Annotated in this window: 21 protein-coding genes and 2 pseudogenes; 6 read left to right on the top strand and 17 right to left on the bottom strand. The window is 66.7% G+C overall.

What is annotated here, in order from left to right; all coding sequences use genetic code 11:
• Nucleotides 1–85 precede the first annotated feature (85 nt).
• Nucleotides 86–969, bottom strand: a pseudogene (locus ABD198_RS28445) (IS5 family transposase).
• A gap of 136 nt (nt 970–1,105) precedes the next feature.
• Between ABD198_RS28445 and ABD198_RS30860 the strand changes: the two are divergent.
• Both ABD198_RS30860 and ABD198_RS28440 read left to right on the top strand, forming a co-directional pair.
• A pseudogene (locus tag ABD198_RS30860) lies at nt 1,106–1,435 on the top strand (transposase); the annotation flags it as partial.
• A gap of 35 nt (nt 1,436–1,470) precedes the next feature.
• Entirely contained in the window at nt 1,471–1,650 is a 180-nt protein-coding gene (locus tag ABD198_RS28440; protein ID WP_344007214.1) for a hypothetical protein, read from the top strand.
• A 240-nt stretch (nt 1,651–1,890) separates the two neighbouring features.
• Here ABD198_RS28440 and ABD198_RS28435 read toward each other — a convergent pair whose 3' ends face one another.
• The 11 genes from ABD198_RS28435 to ABD198_RS28385 form a co-directional block, all read right to left on the bottom strand.
• Complete coding sequence (locus tag ABD198_RS28435) at nt 1,891–3,441, bottom strand: acyl--CoA ligase family protein (protein WP_344007212.1); 1,551 nt, start codon at nt 3,439–3,441, stop codon at nt 1,891–1,893.
• Nucleotides 3,442–3,753: 312 nt separating this feature from the next.
• Nucleotides 3,754–4,464 carry a type 1 glutamine amidotransferase domain-containing protein gene (locus tag ABD198_RS28430; protein WP_344007218.1) on the bottom strand — a complete coding sequence of 237 codons (711 nt, stop codon included), beginning with the start codon at nt 4,462–4,464 and terminating at the stop codon, nt 3,754–3,756.
• 43 nt (nt 4,465–4,507) lie between these two features.
• Nucleotides 4,508–4,927 carry a Rieske (2Fe-2S) protein gene (locus ABD198_RS28425; protein WP_344007210.1) on the bottom strand — a complete coding sequence of 140 codons (420 nt, stop codon included), beginning with the start codon at nt 4,925–4,927 and terminating at the stop codon, nt 4,508–4,510.
• Between the two features lie 46 nt (nt 4,928–4,973).
• A complete protein-coding gene (locus ABD198_RS28420) occupies nt 4,974–5,921 on the bottom strand; it encodes an AraC family transcriptional regulator (RefSeq protein ID WP_344007208.1) in 948 nt (315 codons plus the stop codon).
• 68 nt (nt 5,922–5,989) lie between these two features.
• Nucleotides 5,990–7,030, bottom strand: coding sequence for a ferritin family protein (locus ABD198_RS28415; protein ID WP_344007206.1), 1,041 nt, complete (start codon nt 7,028–7,030; stop codon nt 5,990–5,992).
• Nucleotides 7,023–7,358, bottom strand: coding sequence for an MmoB/DmpM family protein (locus tag ABD198_RS28410; RefSeq protein WP_344007204.1), 336 nt, complete (start codon nt 7,356–7,358; stop codon nt 7,023–7,025). The genes ABD198_RS28415 and ABD198_RS28410 overlap by 8 nt, the downstream gene beginning before the upstream one ends.
• Nucleotides 7,359–7,406: 48 nt before the next feature.
• Nucleotides 7,407–7,676: a toluene-4-monooxygenase system B family protein gene (locus ABD198_RS28405; RefSeq protein ID WP_344007202.1), complete on the bottom strand. Its 270-nt coding sequence runs from the start codon at nt 7,674–7,676 to the stop codon at nt 7,407–7,409.
• Between the two features lie 35 nt (nt 7,677–7,711).
• Nucleotides 7,712–9,211: a ferritin family protein gene (locus tag ABD198_RS28400; RefSeq protein WP_344007200.1), complete on the bottom strand. Its 1,500-nt coding sequence runs from the start codon at nt 9,209–9,211 to the stop codon at nt 7,712–7,714.
• A 41-nt stretch (nt 9,212–9,252) separates the two neighbouring features.
• Nucleotides 9,253–9,711, bottom strand: coding sequence for a nuclear transport factor 2 family protein (locus ABD198_RS28395; protein ID WP_344007198.1), 459 nt, complete (start codon nt 9,709–9,711; stop codon nt 9,253–9,255).
• A 10-nt stretch (nt 9,712–9,721) separates the two neighbouring features.
• Nucleotides 9,722–10,156: a nuclear transport factor 2 family protein gene (locus tag ABD198_RS28390; protein ID WP_344007196.1), complete on the bottom strand. Its 435-nt coding sequence runs from the start codon at nt 10,154–10,156 to the stop codon at nt 9,722–9,724.
• Nucleotides 10,157–10,158: 2 nt separating this feature from the next.
• Entirely contained in the window at nt 10,159–11,166 is a 1,008-nt protein-coding gene (locus ABD198_RS28385; protein ID WP_344007194.1) for a DJ-1/PfpI family protein, read from the bottom strand.
• Between the two features lie 677 nt (nt 11,167–11,843).
• Here ABD198_RS28385 and ABD198_RS28380 point away from each other — a divergent pair.
• The 4 genes from ABD198_RS28380 (at nt 11,844) to ABD198_RS28365 (ending at nt 14,862) form a co-directional block, all read left to right on the top strand.
• The gene (locus tag ABD198_RS28380; RefSeq protein WP_344007191.1) at nt 11,844–12,134 is read left to right on the top strand and encodes a putative quinol monooxygenase; all 291 of its coding nucleotides are present in this window, start codon (nt 11,844–11,846) and stop codon (nt 12,132–12,134) included.
• 38 nt (nt 12,135–12,172) lie between these two features.
• Nucleotides 12,173–13,396: an NAD(P)/FAD-dependent oxidoreductase gene (locus tag ABD198_RS28375; protein ID WP_344007189.1), complete on the top strand. Its 1,224-nt coding sequence runs from the start codon at nt 12,173–12,175 to the stop codon at nt 13,394–13,396.
• A 66-nt stretch (nt 13,397–13,462) separates the two neighbouring features.
• A complete protein-coding gene (locus ABD198_RS28370; RefSeq protein ID WP_344007187.1) occupies nt 13,463–13,903 on the top strand; it encodes a VOC family protein in 441 nt (146 codons plus the stop codon).
• Nucleotides 13,904–14,241: 338 nt separating this feature from the next.
• Nucleotides 14,242–14,862 (top strand): MEDS domain-containing protein, encoded by a 621-nt coding sequence (locus ABD198_RS28365; RefSeq protein WP_344007185.1) that lies wholly within the window; start codon nt 14,242–14,244, stop codon nt 14,860–14,862.
• On the opposite strand, the gene ABD198_RS28360 is transcribed toward ABD198_RS28365, so the two are convergent.
• The 5 genes from ABD198_RS28360 to ABD198_RS30845 form a co-directional block, all read right to left on the bottom strand.
• On the bottom strand, nt 14,823–15,101 hold the full coding sequence (locus ABD198_RS28360) for an SDR family NAD(P)-dependent oxidoreductase (RefSeq protein ID WP_344007216.1): 279 nt from the start codon (nt 15,099–15,101) through the stop codon (nt 14,823–14,825). The two genes, ABD198_RS28365 and ABD198_RS28360, sit on opposite strands and share 40 nt — an antisense overlap.
• 157 nt (nt 15,102–15,258) lie before the next feature.
• On the bottom strand, nt 15,259–16,089 hold the full coding sequence (locus ABD198_RS28355; protein WP_425580578.1) for a phosphotransferase family protein: 831 nt from the start codon (nt 16,087–16,089) through the stop codon (nt 15,259–15,261).
• Nucleotides 16,090–16,152: 63 nt separating this feature from the next.
• Nucleotides 16,153–16,491: an acyl-CoA dehydrogenase family protein gene (locus ABD198_RS30855; RefSeq protein ID WP_425580577.1), complete on the bottom strand. Its 339-nt coding sequence runs from the start codon at nt 16,489–16,491 to the stop codon at nt 16,153–16,155.
• Nucleotides 16,457–16,783 (bottom strand): hypothetical protein, encoded by a 327-nt coding sequence (locus ABD198_RS30850; RefSeq protein ID WP_425580576.1) that lies wholly within the window; start codon nt 16,781–16,783, stop codon nt 16,457–16,459. The genes ABD198_RS30855 and ABD198_RS30850 overlap by 35 nt, the downstream gene beginning before the upstream one ends.
• Entirely contained in the window at nt 16,759–17,154 is a 396-nt protein-coding gene (locus ABD198_RS30845; protein WP_425580575.1) for an acyl-CoA dehydrogenase family protein, read from the bottom strand. Before ABD198_RS30845 ends, ABD198_RS30850 begins: the two co-directional genes overlap by 25 nt.
• Nucleotides 17,155–17,510 lie beyond the last annotated feature (356 nt).

The following is a 17,510-nucleotide window of genomic DNA, read 5'->3' as shown; positions in this document are numbered from 1 at the left end:
CAGTCGGATCGAACGTCACCGTTCATCCAACCGCCCCAACCACCAACCCGGCGAACCTATGCGGTCACAGCACTAGGGTCCGTCTTCAAACGGATCTTGCCCAGAGCAGGAAGGACGCGAGCGTGACCGCCGCTTCGTAGGAGGTGGCGGTCTTCTCGTGTCTGGTGGCGATGCCGCGGAAGCCTTTGAGCCGGTTGAAGCAGCGCTCAATCATGTTGCGTCGGCGGTAGGTCTCCCGGTCGAATCCCGGTGGCCTGCCGCCGTGGCGGCCGCGGTTGAGCCGGTGCCGTCGCTGGTCGGTCTTCTCGGGAATGACGTGCGCGATGCCCCGCTTACGCAGGTAGGCGCTTACGCAGGTAGGCGCGTGAAGCCGCGGGAGCTGTACGCCCTGTCTGCAACGACCTGGTCGGGCTTCCAGCGTGGTCGGCCAAGGCCGATGCGGGGGGGGACGCGGATGCGTTCCAGGAGAGGGCGTGCACAGATGCTGTCGTGGCGTTGGCCCGGTGTCACGAGGATCGCGAGCGGGCGGCCCTTGCCGTCGCATGCGAGGTGGATTTGGGTGGTCAGGCCTCCTCGGGATCGGCCGAGGGCGCGATCGTCCGGTTCGTCCGGTCGGTGGTTCCCCCTTTTCGGCCGGTGGCGGCGGAATGCGGGTGGGCGCGGACGACGGTGGAGTCGATCTGGAGCAGCCATTCGATGTCGCCGGCTGCGTCGGCCTGGGCCTGGATCTGCTGAAGGGCTCGGGCGAACACGCCCGCCAGTGCATAGCGGCGGAAGCTGGTATACACCGTTTTCCACGGGCCGTAACGGGGTGACAGGTCGCGCCAGGAGATCCCGGTGCGGATCTTGTAGGCCATGCCCTTGATGATCTTTCGGTCCTTGACGCGAGGTCGACCCGTCACGGCCCGTGGTATCAGGGGGAGCGAGCAACTCCCACTCATGGTCGGTGAGTTCATGGCGGCGAATCACACCCACCCTGATCCATCACGGGATGATCTTTGATGACGGACCCTGACTCTGCTGCGCAATTCGGCTCGTGGAGCCCTGCGGGTACGGGTGATCGTCTGTGCGGTCTTGTCCTGTCGTGCGGCCGCGGGGGTGGTGGATGTCGTTGCAGCCGAAGGGGTTGCCGAAGATCCCGGAACGGACCGCGGTCGTGGCCCGCGCCCCCCGCGTTCCCGAAGGGCAGTCCGGCGATCAGGGTTCGGGATCACCTGGCCGAGGTCTTCGCGGACGAGCCGTTTGCCGACGCGTTCGGGTGCGCGGGGCGCCCGGCCTGTCGCCTGCGGTGCTGTCGCTGGTCACCGTGCTGCAGTACGCCGAGGACCTGACCCACCGGCAAGCCGCCGCGATGGCCGTGCGGGCGATCGACTTGAAGTACGCGATCGGGGCGGCACTCACTGATACCGGCTTCGATGCGAGCGTGCTGAGCCGGTTCCGTGCCCGGCTGCCGACCAGGGCCTGGAGCGGGTGGTCTTCGACCGGCTCCTTGAGCACTGCAAGGATGCCGGGCTGGTCGGTGCCGGAGGCAAGCAGCGCACCGACTCCACCCATGTGATCAGCGCGGTGCGGGAGTTGAACCGCCTGGAGCTGGCCGGGGAGAGTGTCCGCGCGGCACTGGAGGCCCTCGCGGTGGCGGCCCCGGCCTGACTGGCCGAGCCAATCGACGTCGCGGAATTCGCCCACCACTACGAGCCCCGCGTGAACGGCTGGACGATGCCGGCGTCGAAGACCAAGCGCGACCGGCTCGCGCTCGCGTTCGCCCACGACGGCTACACGCTGTGCCGGGCCGCCTGGGCCGCCGACACCCCCGCTGGATCCGCGAGATCGAGGCCGTGCAGATCCTGCGGCACCAGAGCCCAAGTGCAGCTGCCACCGACATGTGAGTGGTCATGGCTGTTCTTGCTGTGTCGCCCAATGGCGCAGCACGTTCTTTTGCAGCTTGCCCGTGGAGGTTTTGGGGATCTCGCGGAAGATCACGCGGTGCGGGGCCTTGAACCTGGCAATCCGGGCGCGTACGAACTCGACGAGCTCTCGCTCCCCGGTCGATGCCCCGGAACGCAGCACGACGAACGCGATCGGGACCTCACCCCATTTCGGATGCGGGGCGCCGACGACGGCCGCTTCGAGCACATCGGGGTGTTCCGTCAGGGTGTTCTCCACCTCGACGGAGGTGATGTTCTCCCCTCCGGAAACGATCACGTCCTTGATCCGGTCGCGGAGTTCGATGTAGCCGTCGGGATACTTTACGCCGAGGTCGCCGCTGCGGAACCAGCCGTCGACGCTGGCCGCGGTGGTGGCCTCCTCGTCGCGGTAGTAACCCAGCATCACATCGTTGCCGCGCAGCACGATCTCGCCGAGTGTCTGCCCATCAGCGGGCACATCAACTCCGGCCGAGTCCACCACGCGCACCGGTTCGGCGATCATGTTGGCGATCCCCTGCCGTGCGGTCAGCCGTACGCGTTGTTCTGCCGGCAAGCTGTCCCATTCGGGCTGCCATTCGCACACCACTGCGGGACCGAAGGTCTCGGTCAGTCCGTAGAGGTGCCGGATGTCGATACCCAAGGCGTCCATCCGCGTCAGAAGGGCCGGCCAGGGTGGTGCACCACCCGCGAACACCCGCACCGGGTGCGGGCCGGGTGTGGCCGCGTCGGGGTGGTCGGCCAGCATCGCCAGCACCGTGGGCGCGGCACAGAAGTGGGTGATGCCCTCCCTGCGGATCGCGCGCCAAATCTCCCCGGCATCGATCTTGCGCAAGCAGCGGTGGACCGCACCGGCCGCGGTCACCGCCCACGGGAAGCACCAGCCGTTGGTGTGAAACATCGGCAATGTCCACAGGTAACGCGACGATGTGTCGAGCTTCGCGTGGTAGGCCATCGCGAGAGCCTGCAGGTAGGCGCCACGGTGGTGATACATCACGCCCTTGGGGCGCCCGGTGGTGCCACTGGTGTAGTTGATCGACAACATGGAGCGCTCGTCGGTGACCTCGACTCGCAGCGGCGACGCCTTGTCCACCAGCGGTTCGTACTCCTTCGAAGTGATCACCGTCGGCGGTTTTTCGTTTCCGCTCAAAGCTTCGGCGAGTACTGGTTGGCACTCGGCATCCACGATGACCATCCGTGCCTCACTGTGCTCAAGGATGTAGGCAATCTCGGGTGCGGCAAGTCGCGTATTCACCGCGACCAGCACCGCACCCGCCAGCGGCACCCCGTAGTGCGCCTCCAACAACACGTGCGTGTTGGGCGCCAGCACGGCAACCCGGTCACCAGGGCGCACACCATGGTCGGCAAGCATCCCGGCCAGCCGCTGCGCGCGCGCCCAGAACTGCGCATAGGTATAGCGGAGATTTCCTTCGACCACGGCAAGACGGTCTGCGAACACCGCGGCCGCCCGTTCCAGGAAGGACACCGGGGTCAGTTCCCGGAAGGTCATCACGCTCATGACAGAGTCCTCTGTTTGTAGCCGTGGTGCACCACGCACCGCCCGAGAATCGACCCCCATACCCCGTTTCGGATCAGGCAGGTCGGTCTCGATGAGTAGGTGGGGTGGGGGGCCGCACCCGCACGGACCGGGTCATGTACGGCCCGGTCGGAAAGCGTCGCCGATAGCGGCCCGGGTGGTCTCCTGGCACGGAGCGGAGTCAACGCCTGGCCAGCCAGACCACTCCACCCCGGCGCCCGTGCAGGCGTCGGCCAGCGTGCGCGAGCGCTTTGGCGCGGCCGCGCACGCTACAAGATCAAGTAAGTGCTACTCTCAGGCCGACGCGGAGAGCATGTCGACGAGTTGGCGGGCGATGGGCTCACTCGAAGCCGGGTTCTGTCCCGTGACCAGGTTCCGGTCTGTCACCACGTAAGGGGCCCAGGGGGCGCCCGACGCGAACTCCGCGCCCTCTTCCCGCAGCCGCGTCTCGAGCAACCACTGTGCCTTGTCCGCGAATCCGACTTGGTCCTCCTCGACGTTGGTGAACCCGGTGAGACGGTAGCCGGCGAACGCCCACGAACCGTCGGCCCGCTTGGCGGCGAAGAGGCCGCTGGGGCCGTGGCACACACCGGAGACGACCTTGCCGCTGTCGAGCATCCCTACCAGCAGCACGCCGAGGGCCTCCGAGACGGCGAGGTCCTCCATGGGGCCGTGGCCACCGGGGATGAAGAGGCCATCGAAGTCGCCGGGGTTGACGTCTTCGAGGCGCATCGTGGAGTCGAGCTCGCCGCGGAGGCTGTCAATGTAGTCGCGCAGCTCTTCGGCCCGCCCCTGGTCGCCCCCGTTCATCTCCGGGGTCAGGCTGGCCTTGTCGACGGTGGGCGTGACACCGCCCGGGGTGGCGATGGTGACATCGAACCCCGCCTCGCGGAAGGTCTTGTGGGGCACCACGAATTCCTCGGCCCAGTAGCCGCTCGGATGCTTGGTCCCATCGGCGAGCGTCCAGTGATCGGAGCCCGAGAGTACGACGAGGATGTTCGTCATGTCTGTCCTTTCGTTGGTGTGCAGGGTTACAGTATGTGTCAGATCAGTCATGCGTTGCGACCGTCTGGCCGCCTTTTCCTTCGCTGCCCAGCTGACGGCCACGGTTCTCGGGAATAGCGACGTAGATCTGGCCGTCGTCGATGCGCGTGTCAAAAGTGACGAGGCGGCTGTTGCCCGGGTTGATGCCGGCTCCGGTCTTCGCGTGGAACTCCCAGAGATGCGTACTGCAGATCAGCGTGCAACCGTCGAGGTCACCCTCGCTCAACGGGGTCCCGAGGTGCGGACAGCGGTCCTCAAAGGCGTGGATCTCGCCGTCCACATTCGTCAGCACGATGGTGAAGTCGCCGACCTGGACGGACTCCATATCGCCGATCCACAGTTCCTCTGCGTCCATAACAGGTCGCCACGAAACGGAGGGCGCCCCGGCGGGCGCTGCTGTGCTACTGCTGAGGCCCGGGTTCATCACGGGCTCCTCTCTTGCATTCCGCCGTATATGGCGGAGGGGTCGTTCAGGATATTTCTCGGAGCGAGAATGTCGTCACGCCACGGAGCCGCTCGGCATATGTACCAGGCGTTTCACCGAAGTGTCGTTTGAACTCGCTGATGAAATGAGACAGGCTGGCGTAGCCAACCTCGGAAGCAGCCTCGGTGACGCTCTTGCCTCCCAGGAGTGCGTCACGGGCCGATTCCAGCCGGAGTTGTTTGAGGAACTGGTACGGAGACACGCCGGTGGACTGCTTGAACAGGTGGGCGAAGGCCGACTCGCTCATGCAGACGGCGTCGGCGATATCCCCGACGAGAATCGGTTGCTGAATAGTTTCCCTCATGTAGCGGATGGCGCCCGTGACCGGATTCCGGATGGATCCCATCCCGGCCTTTTCCACCAAGCGGGCGCGCTGCTCGGATAGCAGCAGCCGGTAGACGATCTCGCGCACATACATGGGGGCGAGGACGGCCCGGTCGGTATCCGAGTCGACCGAGAGCAGGAAGCGGTAGGTGGCGCCCATGAGATTGGTGTCCAGCGGACTGACGTAGGCAACTGGCCTGGGCGCCTGCGGCTTCTGGTAGAGGGCCGCCATCGGCCGGTGCATGGTGGCCAGGACCTCGGTGACCAGCTCCGGGTCGATCTGCAGGACGAATGACAGGAACGGCTGGACGGCAGACGCCTCGATGATCTCCGCCTGGAAACGCAGGTCCCGGGTGAGCACCAGATAGTGGAGCGGGTCGTAGACATAGTCCCGGCTCCCGATCCGCACCTTTTTGCGACCCTGGGCCACCAGGCAGAACGACAGCGCATTCACCGCATCCCAGTGGGGTGGTATCGCGGAGTCGAACCGGTAGAGAGTCAGGCCGGGCCAGACGGAGTGGTTCGCGCCTTCATCGGCTGCATATTGGGCGATGAGTGAGACCAGCTCTCCGGCCTGGACCAGCTCGTCCCGCAGGAATTCATATCCCATAAATATACTCCACTCCGTCTGCGCCACGGCGACTGTCTCATGTATTATCGGCCCGCTTGCCTATCGAATTACCTCTGGGCAAGCACCGTGATTCCGGCGTCGGCCAGCACCCGCTGCCGCGCCACCGCCGCGGAATCCGCCACCGCCTGCGCGTCCCGGCCCACTGGGGGCAGCCCCTGCAGGAGTTCCCCGAGCGCCGCCGCGGCCTCGTCGGCGACCGGTGTCCAGCGGTCCACCCAGCGGCGCAGGACCGCGGCGTTCTCCGGCCGCTCGGCCACGGCGAATCGGGCGACCGCGGCGCTCCACCGGGCGCAACGCTCCGCGTCGATGGCCAGGTTGGACAGCAGCAGCCAGCTCAAGTCGTCGTTATTGGCGTGCGCCAGGGTGCTGAGCTGCCGGAGCAGCACATCGTCCAGAGTGGGGCGCAGGACAAGGTTCACCGCCGTGAGGCATTCGGCCCAGTCGTAGGTGATGAGGGCCTTCTCCACCGCCTTCCGGGCAGGCTGCCAGGAGGGGTGGCGCTCCCAGATCTCCCGCTCGCTGGTACCGAAGCCGGCATCCGGATGGGCCTGCTGCAGTTGACGGGTGCGGTAGGCGACCAGGGACACGGAGCGCAGCAGGTCGCCGGTGGCGAAGACGGCGGCGTTGGTGATGTAGGAGGAGGGGGCGATCTGCCCCAGGTAGGCCGAGCACATCTGCAGGCCGTGGGTCGGGTACCGCAGCGGCGTGAAGACCGTGCCGAGCAGGGTGATCCAGTCCGAGGCCAGCCCCGCGTCGTGCTCGATCGCGCCGAACTCGTCCAGGACGCCTTCGACCACCGTCTCCTGCTCGTCCTGCAGCGTGACGTACTTCCGGTACGTGAGCTCGTCGGGGTCGCGGAAGCCGTTCCAGTCCTCCACCTGCAGGGGGGACTTGTCGCGGTAGGTCAGGTACCACATGTTCGCCGGAGTGGTCGGATTGGACTCCAGCGCCGAGCTGCGGCCATCGCGGACCGTGTAATTCAGGTCGTGGGTCGCGATCTCATACTCGGTGGGCACGCGGCCCAGATTGCCCAGGGCACTCCAGGTACGCAGCCGCTTGGTCTTCCTGGGCTTGACGATTTCACTCATTCCCGCTCCCCTGCGTCGGCGCGTGCGAAGTCGGTGCCGTCGCACGGTTGTTTCGTTTGAAGCTCCACACCACCTCTTCAGAGGTGACGGAAATCCGGCCCGCGAAGGCGGACATGACCGCCTCCAGCTGGCGCATCTCGAAGTCGCGGCCCATATGCCGCTGGATGGACTCCCGGGTGACACGGAGTTCGTGCTCACCGCTGACCCGGGTGTACGCGCCCCGATCGACGACCTTCACATCGATGTCCGGGTTGTCGTCAAGGATCGCCCTGACGATCGCGTCCACGTCGTCGGACATCCTCAGCACGGGCCCCACCGCGTTGCTCATCGCCCTGCCTCCCTCTCTGTCGTTCTCAACTGTTCGTTCCGACCCGCACTAACGGGCCCAGCCGACAGTGACGGCCTGCATGGGGGTGATACCGGCTTCGGTGACCGTGGCGTCGGAGGGCAGCGCCCTGCCGTTGACGGAGACGACCATCGCGGCGTCGCGGGGGCTCACCCACCTGCCCACGGTGTGGTAGGCAATCTTGTCGGCGACGTCGCCGACCGTGTCGGTGTCCAGCACCAGCACGAGCTGGGTGACCAGGCCCCCCTCGAAATGGGCGTGGATCGGAATTGGCTGTCCAACCTGCTCAGGCTCGCTCACGGCAAACCCGCCTTTCGTAGTGCTCTGGGAAGGTGTTAGGCGGCCGGCTGCATGTCCTTGGAGGGCGCGGCCCAGCGGTAGGCGTGGGCGTCCTCGCCCATGACTTCCGGTGTCAGCCCCATCCAGGCCAGGATGCCCTCCAGCGTCGGCGGCTGGATGTCGCCAGCGAGCAGGTGCTCGACACACGTCTTCTGGTGCAAGGTGTCCTTGTCCTCCCACCAGATCTGACGGCACGGCCGGGAGCAGAAGTGATAGGTGTAGCCGTTGTGGGTCAGGGGGTAACTGCGCACGGGGTAGCGCTCGTTGTTCGGCGCGCCCGCGGTGCCGATCGGCAGCTGGCACAGGTTGCACAGCCACGGCAGCGTCTCCCCGACGGTCTGGGAGAGCCGCTCGGCGTTGACGTTCTCGGTGATGACGTCCCAGATCGGCCCGAACTGCTTGCCCCAGTTGGGGTACTTCTCCTCCAGCCAGTCGCGCTCCTCAGGCGAGACGCCGGCCTGGGGCTTCCACCACAGCGTCGGCCGCCAGTACCACAGACCCGCCGCCAGGGAGTGGTGCCAGGTGTCCAGGCCCGCGATGAACTCGTCCCAGTACCAGGGCTTCTTCAGCCCGTAGTCCTGAATGGAACTCAGGAACTGGTCGGCAATCCACTCCTGCATGAACTCCTTGTAGGACTGCTTGCGGCTCTCCAGCGGCGTGTAGTAGTCCATCGGCGGCCCGGTGAGGACCGAGAACATCCGGGCCGAGGTCCAGAACGTCTTGTCGATGATCCACTGGGCCCGCTTCGGGTCGTGCTCCATGAGGATCTCCAGCGTCGGGCCGCCCTGCTGGGAGTGGCGGGCCTCGTCGGTCTGGATCGTGGAGATCATGTTGGCGAAGCTGACGTCGCCGGATTCCAGCGCGTCGGCGGACAGGGCCACGAACTGGACGTTGCTGAACCCGGTTTCGAACGTGAACGGCAGCTGGATGGCCGTGTCCACCACATTGGGGTTCATCATCATGCCGTCGAACGTCGCCCGAGCCGCCTTGATCGCCCAGTTGTTGGTGAAGTATGCCTTGTGCGCCCAGTCGTACTGCGGGTCCTTGGCCACCAGCTCGTGCGGGATGACCAGGCTGAGCTGGGCATGCCGGGTCTCGTCCAGGGCACCGAAAACCGCCATGTTCCGCCACGCCGGCGACAGTCCGAACCGGGCCATGCGCAGCTCGGCGTACACCGCGAGGTACTCAATCAGCGCCACCGCACCGAAGTGCATCTTGGCCACCGACTTCCAACCCTCGTCCAGCGAGTCGAAGAGCTTCGACTTCTGAAGGGCGGCCTTCACCGAGAACGCGGCGGACTCCTTCTCCCGCTGCGTGGAGACGTACTCGGGATAGGTCACCTTGTACGGCTCGTCCCACGCGCTCCACGCCTCACGCGGGATCTTCCCGTGCCCGGACATCCACTCGGGGAAGACGGCTCGCTCATCGACGTAGGAGAACGTCCACTCCACGTCCCGTCCGATCTCGTACCACTGCTCTCTTGGCATGCGGGCCATTGCTGTTTACTCCTTGGATCTGAGCCTGCTGTGGGCGTTAGCTAGTCGACTTCCAGCCAGCCGAGCTGCTGGTTCCAATCGGCGGTGTCCCAGTAGGCGACGATGTCGTCGATGAGGCCCTGGTCGTCCACGTGGAACAGGAACAGGTGGGGCAGGTCATAGCGCAGGCCCTGGTTCTTGACCGCGCCGAATGCCTTGGCCTGGGTCCCGGCGATGTTTACCTCGACGGCGACGTTGCCCTCGCTGTCGGCCCGCACCGAGGTGACGTCGTTGGAAAGGTCGGGGAAGCAGTCGATGAGGGTGGTCCAGATCGGCTTGCCGATCGTGCGGACCTGGCCGTCGCCGTGCACCACGCGCTGGCGGGCATAGACCTCGAAGGGCACGTAGCGGAAGGCCGCATTGTCGGCGCACAGGTCGACCATGTCCTCGACGCGGTGCTCACCGTATGCGTCGAAAAAGGCTTCAACCTTCGCGACGGCGGTCTGGGTGGGAATGGGCATGGACGTCCTCCTACGCCGTGATGCTGATCTGGTCGAGCCGCTTGACGGCGAGCCGGCGGTACAACTGATTGCGGCACCAATAGGCCTGGACGTCTTCGATCAGCCCCGAGGGGCCCACCCGGAGCAGCCACGCCAGGTCGAGGTCCAGGTGCTTCTCCTGGTTGACGATGCCCAGGAAGTCCCCGCCCTGAGTCCCGTCGATGGTGATCTCGACCGCCGCGACGCTCTCGGTGGTGACGAAGAGCCGGCGCACCCGGATGTAGAGGTCCGGGAAGGCCTCGACGAGCGATTCGAGGAATGCCCTACCCTCGGCCCGCATGCGTCCTTCGATGTTCAGCGGGACCAGCCGGACCGAGGCATCGGGAGCCACGAGGTCCATGGCCCCAGTGACGTCGTGGTTGGAGATCCGAGAGAAGAACTGGCGCGTCACGTCTTCGGCAGACATCGTCACAGCACCTCCAGCCGCTTGAGGATGGCGTCGGCCGCCGCGTCGGAGGATGCCGGGTTCTGAGCGGTAATCAGGTTGCGGTCCACGATCACGTGCGAGGTCCAGGGCGCGTCCGCGTCGTCGAAGACCGCTCCCCGGTTCTTCAGCTCGGTCTCCAGGTACCAGCGCGCGCCGAGCTGACCGTACGGCGTGTCCTCCTCTTCCTCATCGGTGAAAGCGGTCATCTTGTAGCCGTCGAAGAGCCAGACTCCGTCCGGGCCGTTCCCGGCCGCCAGCAGCGCGGCCGGCCCGTGGCACAGAGCGGCGATTACGGCTTGCTTGGCATGCAGGATGTCCAGCACTCGGGCGACGTGCGGGTTTTCGTACAGGTCGACCATCGGGCCGTGCCCGCCGGGGAAGAACACGGCGTCGAAGCCGCGGATCTGCTCATCTGACAGCGTGTCCAGGTCCACCGGGTGCCGCAGCCCGTCGATGGAGTCCAGCGCCTCGGCCACCTTGCGCGCCTCCGCAGCACTGTCCGCCTGGACCTCGGCTGCCAGGGTGTCCAGCTGGTCGCGGGTGAGGACGCCGTTCACCTGGGCGTCCTCCTCCAGGACGTCGAGCAGGTCACGGTCCTCACGCCAGGCGACCTTCGCGGCCGCCTCGATGAGGCCACGAGCGGTCGCGTACTCCAGGCCCGCGGCGGTGAGGGCGGAGAAGATCCGCTTCGAGGCGATCAGGTTCAACTCGGTGAGATGGTGGAGGGTGATCCGGATGTTGTCAGCGTCGTCGGCGAAGCTGCGGATGACCGATCCCATGAAGTCCTCGGCCTCGTCGGGGTAGGCGAACTTAGGCTCGAGTCCCCATGGGTCGGGCTGCGCCGACCTGCCGTGCGGTGTCGCGATCACGACCTCGACTCCCGCCTCGATGAACCGCTCGTACGGCCTGAGCACCTCCTCCGGCCAGTAGCCGGTCGGATGGGGTTTCCCATCGGCGAGCGGAATCATCCGCGCACTGGAAACAATCATGAGAAGTCGTGACATAACGGCCCTTTGTGCCATGAGGATCGGATGGTGACTACGTTCGGAAATGGTCAAACGGTTTGCGGCGATTGTTTGGAGCAAGAGTTTGCGACGTGATCCATGACACGCCTACACGCAAACCTGCTCGGGTTGCGCCCATTCCTGCAGCTGCGCCGAAGATGCCCTTCCGGAGCGAACTGCCCTCCCCAGAGCGCCGAGTCGCCCCCGACCGCGACCAGCTGCACTGCCGCAAGTTGGCACCATGGGCCGCGCGGAGGTCAAGGCTGACTTCATGGAATGGTTAAGTGGCGAATCGCATCGAACGTCACACACCGCCTTGGCGGCCGACAACGCAGCGGCGCTCCGGCCTCTCACCGACCGACATGCATCGCCGCCGCGCGATCGGGCGCCGGCCCGCGGGAAGGACGACCGGGTATCGCATTTCTGCCCAGTCTGCGCCGAAGCCTGCGGGGAGGGACCGGACCTCTTGCCCCAAGTCGGCGTCCCCGGCTATCCAGGTCCCTGGCGAACAGAGCAGCGCGGCAACTCCGCGGCCGAACGGACAGCCGCTTCGGTTGCGGACTCTCTAACGCACACCAGCGGTCATCCCTTGATGACGGTCAGCGATGGATCACGCCGGCATCGCGCTGCCGCACCGAACCCCCCACCCCCTTGGAGGACCCATGCTCGTCGTGCTGGCCAGATACCAGTGCAGACCAGGCGAAGGCGATGCCGTCGCCGATGCCCTCCGGGAGGTGATCCCACTCGCGCGTGGTGAAGAGGGCTGCGCGCTCTTCCTCGTCAGCCGCGGCCAGACCGACCCGGACGAGTTCGTGCTGGTCGAGCACTTCGTCGACGAGGCGGCGCTGCAGGCGCACAGGGAGACCCCGCACTTCCGGCAGATCATCGAAGGCCGAGTCCTTCCCCTGCTGGAGAAGCGGGAGCGCAGCGTGCTCCATCCGGTCGAGCCCTGATTCCGGACCCCGTCATGACCGCGAGAGGAAGTGCCGCAGTGCAACAGAATGTGATCATCGTAGGTGGTGGCCTGTGCGGCGCCTCGGCCGCGGAGGCCCTGCGAGAGGGCGGATTCACCGGCCGCATCACGCTCATCGGTGACGAGCTCGATCCGGCCTATGAGCGTCCTTCCCTGTCCAAGGAGTACCTGCAGGGACACCACACGGCCGACGATCTGCTGATCAAGCCGGTATCATGGTATAGTGACCGGTCGATTGAGACCCGGCTCGGGACGCGGGTTGCCCGTGTGCTCGACCAGGATCGGAAGGTCGAACTCGTCGGTGGAGAGCTCCTGCCCTTCGACCACCTCTTGATCGCCACCGGTGGACGGCCCCGCCGCCTGCCTGGCGAAACGTCGGAGCGAGTTCTCTACCTGCGCACCCGCGAGGACGCCGACCGCATCAAGCCCCACCTGGCGCCAGGACGCCACCTGGTGGTGATCGGCGCTGGCTTCATCGGGGCGGAGGTCGCCGCGTCGGCACGCCGGCTGGGCGTCGAGGTCACCGTCCTTGAGGCACTCGACGTTCCGCTGGGACGGGTGCTGGGCGAGGAGATCGGCAAGGTCTACGCGGCCATCCACCAGGACGAAGGCGTCGACCTGCGTACCGGTGAAGCCGTCCTCTCCATACGCGAAACGCAGTCCGGTCACCCTGTCGTGCACACCGCCAGCGGTGCCGCCATCGAGTGTGACGCCGTCTTGGTCGGCATCGGGATGGTCCCCAACGTCGAAATCGCGGAAGGTACCGGCATCAAGATCGACAACGGCATCGTCGTCGACGAGTTCTGCCGCACCACGGTCGACGGGATTTTCGCAGCCGGCGATGTCGCCCGGCAGTACCACCCTCTCTTCGACCGGCACATCCGGGCCGAGCACTACGACAATGCCATCCGGCAGGGCAGGACCGCCGCCGAGGCGATGCTCGGGAACGGGCGCCCCCTCGATGATCCGCACTGGTTCTGGTCCGACCAATACGACTACAACCTTCAATACATCGGCAGCAGCGACGGCTGGGACCAGATCGTCGTCCGGGGGTCGTTCGACGAGCGGAAGTTCACGGCCTTCTACCTCAACCAGGGTGTCGTGCGCGCCGCCCTGGCCGTCAACCGACCGAAGGACATCCTGCGCGCCAAGAAGATGATCCGCACCGGGGCGCGGGTGGACGTTGCCGATCTGCAGAACGAGGACGTGGACCTGAAGGCAGTTCTGCGAAAAGGCGCCTGACGATCAGAAACGTATCGCCGTGAGTAGATGCGCCGCGTAAACAAAAAGTCGATCTAGGAGACAAACGTGACCCAGAGCAAGACGCAGCGACCGACGATCGGTGGCATCCACCACTTCTCGCCGACCGTCACCGACGTCGAGGCCAGCGCCGATTGGTACCAGCGTGTCTTCGGGCTGGAGCGTGTGCCAGCCCCCTTCCCGCACTACGGGTCGGAAGATAGCGGGTACGCGATCCTGCTCACCGATCCGAACTCGGACCTTGCCATCGGCCTCCACCATCACGACGCCAACAAGGGGGAGCAGTTCGACGAGACCCGCACCGGGCTCGATCACCTCGCGCTGTCGGTGCCGAACAGGGCGGCGCTGGAGGCCTGGGTGACGTGGCTGGACGAGCTGGGAATCCCGCACGCGGGCATCACCGACATGCAGGAGCCGTTCGAGTACTCGGTACTGGTTTTCCGCGACCCCGACAACATCCAACTGGAGCTGTTCGCCATGGCTGGTTGATGCTCCTCCGGAGCGGCGTCCTACCGTCCGTGGTGAGAGGTCACGCGGAATAGGGCCGAGCTACAGGATCTGGCCACAAGGCAGGCACGAAGTCCCACATCATGGAGTTTCTGACGCTCCGTGACACACAGGGATCTTCGTGCCTGTCTTCGTCATGGCAGACCGCACCGTTGCGGGAGCAGCTCTCCGCGATCCTTCCGCAAGGATCAAGTTCGTCCCGCAGAAACGATCGCGTCGCAATCGGCTGTTCTCGCTCGATCACGATCTGCACCGTTGACCGTCCAGTCCCCCAGCGCCCGCAGTACCATTAATGATGGATGACAGGAGAGGGGCCGACGATGCCCGACTCGATACCGACCTCGGTTGCCCTTGGTGTTTCCGGTATCGAGGTCACACCAGGTGATCACCTGTGTGCGTTTTACCGTGACCCGGAGGCGCGTGACAAGATCCTGATCCCGTATCTGCGAGAGGGGCTGCGCGCCGGCGACAAGTGCATCTGCGTCGTGGACGCCACCGAGCCCGAAACAGTGCTGGCCACCCTGGCCACGGACCCCGATCTCGGACCGGGTCTGAGCAGCCGGCAGCTCGATATCCAGCTATCGAGTGACACGTATCTGCGTGAGGGCAGGTTCTCTACAGACGTCATGCTGGAGTTCTGGGACGACGCGGTCGGCGCAGCTCTCGGTGAGGGGTTTCGCTTCTCCCGGGCCGTGGGGGAGATGACCTGGTCCCTGCGCCAGATGCCGGGGGTCGACGCATTGGTGGTGTACGAGTCGCGGCTCAACCGCTTCGTGTCACGCTACCCCCAGGTGATCCTTTGCCTGTACGACCTCGACCGGTTCGGCGGCGCGATCTTGATGGACGTGCTGAAGACGCACCCGAAGGTTCTGGTCGGCGGGATGCTGGTCGCCAACCCCTTCTACCTCAAGCCGGAGGAGTTCCTCGCCACGAGGCGATGAGCAGGTGATGGGCATGCCCGCGGTGCGGCCGGCCGCTCGGCCGCGCCGGAGACGGTGTTGCGCGACCGGCTGCCCGACCGCCGCGGCCTGCTGATGCTGTCGATGCTGATGACCGAGGGCTCGGGGTCGCGGGCCGCGACCGTCAGGTCGTATCCAGCCTCTGCGAGGGCGCGGGCGATGCCCGCGCCGATGCCTCGGGAGCCTCCGGTGACGAGGGCAGCCGGGCGCCCCTCTCCCACAGAAGCCTGCAAGTCTCCACCGATGGTCACGTGCTGCCGCCTTTTGTCAGGGCGCGCAGTCCGGCTGCCGCGAGCAGCGGGACGGCGTCGCCGACCGTGTCGAATCCGTGGCCGACCGTCATGCCGGAGCGATAATGGGCGTGGATGCCCTAGGCGATCACGGCGATCTTGAAGTAGCCGAGGCCGACGTCTGGTCTACCGGGATCCGGCGTTCGACCCGGTGCTGGGCGGCTCCGCCGCCTCCACCAGCGACCGGCTGCCCGCCCCGCGGGACCTCGCCGGGCGGTACGCCCGCGTCTCCGGCCGGGATCTTGGCCGACTCGCCTTCTAGGGTCATACCCAAGTCGGCGAGCGGGTCGCCGACTGTGGCCATCTCCCAGTCGACGAGCGCGCAGACCGTCCCCGGGTCGCCCGGAGCGAGGATGGCGTTGTCGATGCGGTAGTCGCCGTGGACGATCGACGCGCCGTTCTCGACGGGCACGTCGGCGGCCAGGCGCTTGTACAGGGTGTCGATGTCGGGCAGTTCGCGGGTGGCCACGCGTTGCCACTGGTCGCGCCAGCGCCGCACCTGCCGGGCCAGGTAGCCCTCGGGCCGGCCGAAGCCGGACAGCCCGATCTCCTCGTACGGCACCGCGTGCAGCCCGGCGAGCACGTCGATCAGGGCGGTGGCGCAGCGGTCGATGCCTGCCTGTGGGAGGACGTGCAGGTCCTCGCGGCCCGGCACGTGGGAGACGACGGAGAACGGCACGCCGAGCACCTCAGGGTTCTCACACAGGGACACCGCGCGGGCGACCGGTACGCCGGTGTCGTGCAGCGCGGCGACGATCCGGTACTCGCGCCCCATGTCGTGCGCGGACGGCGTCAGGCCGCCGAGCGGTGGCCGGCGAACGACCCAGCGGAACCGCCCGTCGGTGACCAGGTAGGTCAGGCTGGAGCGGCCGCCATGCAGGAGCTCAGCCCACAGCGTCCCCTGCGGCTTCCGGCACATGGGCCTCGAAGTACTGCTGGAGTGCCGCCAGGTCCAGGCCCTGGGGACTCATCGCCTCTGTGGTCATGGCCGCGCACCTGCGGGTCGGGCGTCCAGGTGGCGCCGGACGACCCGGCGGGCGATCGTCCAGCGATGGGTCTCGGAGGGGCCGTCGTAGATGCGGAACGGGCGCACCTCGCGCAGGAAACGGGAGAGCAGCACCTCCCCGGAGATGCCCAGCGAACCGCAGATCTGCAGCGAGCGGTCGACGACCCGCCACACCGCCTCGGCCGTGAACGTCTTGGCGATCGCGGTGGACTGCGCCCCGGAGCGGCCCTGGTCGAGTTCCCCGCACGCCTGGAGGATCAGCCCGCGGGAGGCGGCGATATCAATCTCGTTGTCGGCGATCATCTGCTGGACCATGCCGAGCTCGGCCAGCCGGGAGCCGAACAGCCGGCGGTCCGCGGCCCGCGGCCCGCGCCACGGCGATGTCCTGCGCGCGGCGGGCGATGCCCAGCCGGCGCATGCAGTGCGTCGTGCGTGCCGGGCCGAGCCGGACCTGCGCGTACTCGAAGCCCTTGTCGACCTCGCCGAGCACCGCATCGTCCGGCACGACACAGCCATCGAAGAGCACCTCGCAGTGCCCGCCGAAGAAGGTCTCGTCGAGGGTGTCGATGTGCCGCACGATCTTCATGCCGGGATTGTCGGCGTCCACGAGGAACACCGTGGCCCCGCCCCGGCCCCCGGCTCGCCGGAGGTGCGGGCCATGCAGATCGCGTACGCCGCGCCGTCCGCGCCGGTGATGAACCACTTGCGGCCGTCGATCCGCCACCCTCCGGGCACCTTCTCAGCGCGGGTCGTCAGCGCCGCGGAGTCCGAGCCGGATCCAGGGGCGGGCTCGGTCATCGCGAAGCACGACCGCACCCGACCGTCGGCCAGCGGGCGCAGGTAGCGCTCCTTCTGGGTCGGGGTGGCGATCGCCTCCAGCATGTGCATGTTGCGCTCGTCGGGGGCCGCGATGTTCAGCGCCAGCGAGCCGAACAGCGAGTATCCGGCCTCCTCGAACACCAGCGCGCGTCCTCGCATGTCCAGGCCATGGCCGCCGAACTCGGGCGAGACGTGCGGGAGGGAACACGCCCGCGCTCCGGGCGGCCTCCTGCAGGCGCGTTCGCAGCACCTCCCCCGGCGGCAGACACACCGCCAGACCCCTCCTCGGCCGGGATCACCACCTCGCGGACAGACTCCGCCGTACGGCGAGCGAGATCGACAACCTCGGGCGCATGATCCCAGATACACGGGCAACGATGCCTCCTGACGCCAGGCAGGCCCGCGCACTGCACAGTCCTCAGTCTGGCCAATTGGCGTTAGTGACCTGAGTCGGAGATTCGTCGTTGGTTCGGTATGAGTCGTCCGGGTCCGAAGATTCCGCCGTTGTCGGTGAC

The sequence above is a fragment of the Streptomyces thermocarboxydovorans genome, assembly GCF_039524635.1.
Taxonomy (GTDB): domain Bacteria; phylum Actinomycetota; class Actinomycetes; order Streptomycetales; family Streptomycetaceae; genus Streptomyces; species Streptomyces thermocarboxydovorans.
The sequence above is the reverse complement of the archived record's forward strand: the minus strand, read 5'-3'. Positions and strand labels throughout refer to the sequence as shown.

Bases quoted from the DNA above. Each gene is read 5' to 3' on its own strand.
- ABD198_RS28420 (WP_344007208.1), bottom strand. From the start codon at position 5,921: ATGGGATATGAATTCCTGCGGGACGAGCTGGTCCAGGCCGGAGAGCTG.
- ABD198_RS28430 (WP_344007218.1), bottom strand. From the start codon at position 4,464: ATGACGAACATCCTCGTCGTACTCTCGGGCTCCGATCACTGGACGCTC.
- ABD198_RS28400 (WP_344007200.1), bottom strand. From the start codon at position 9,211: ATGGCCCGCATGCCAAGAGAGCAGTGGTACGAGATCGGACGGGACGTG.
- ABD198_RS28390 (WP_344007196.1), bottom strand. From the start codon at position 10,156: ATGTCTGCCGAAGACGTGACGCGCCAGTTCTTCTCTCGGATCTCCAAC.
- ABD198_RS28425 (WP_344007210.1), bottom strand. From the start codon at position 4,927: ATGAACCCGGGCCTCAGCAGTAGCACAGCAGCGCCCGCCGGGGCGCCC.
- ABD198_RS28385 (WP_344007194.1), bottom strand. From the start codon at position 11,166: ATGATTGTTTCCAGTGCGCGGATGATTCCGCTCGCCGATGGGAAACCC.
- ABD198_RS28395 (WP_344007198.1), bottom strand. From the start codon at position 9,711: ATGCCCATTCCCACCCAGACCGCCGTCGCGAAGGTTGAAGCCTTTTTC.
- ABD198_RS28415 (WP_344007206.1), bottom strand. From the start codon at position 7,030: ATGAGTGAAATCGTCAAGCCCAGGAAGACCAAGCGGCTGCGTACCTGG.
- ABD198_RS28380 (WP_344007191.1), top strand. From the start codon at position 11,844: ATGCTCGTCGTGCTGGCCAGATACCAGTGCAGACCAGGCGAAGGCGAT.
- ABD198_RS30845 (WP_425580575.1), bottom strand. From the start codon at position 17,154: ATGCGAGGACGCGCGCTGGTGTTCGAGGAGGCCGGATACTCGCTGTTC.
- ABD198_RS30855 (WP_425580577.1), bottom strand. From the start codon at position 16,491: ATGGTCCAGCAGATGATCGCCGACAACGAGATTGATATCGCCGCCTCC.
- ABD198_RS28435 (WP_344007212.1), bottom strand. From the start codon at position 3,441: ATGAGCGTGATGACCTTCCGGGAACTGACCCCGGTGTCCTTCCTGGAA.
- ABD198_RS28365 (WP_344007185.1), top strand. From the start codon at position 14,242: ATGCCCGACTCGATACCGACCTCGGTTGCCCTTGGTGTTTCCGGTATC.
- ABD198_RS28410 (WP_344007204.1), bottom strand. From the start codon at position 7,358: ATGAGCAACGCGGTGGGGCCCGTGCTGAGGATGTCCGACGACGTGGAC.
- ABD198_RS28355 (WP_425580578.1), bottom strand. From the start codon at position 16,089: ATGTGCCGGAAGCCGCAGGGGACGCTGTGGGCTGAGCTCCTGCATGGC.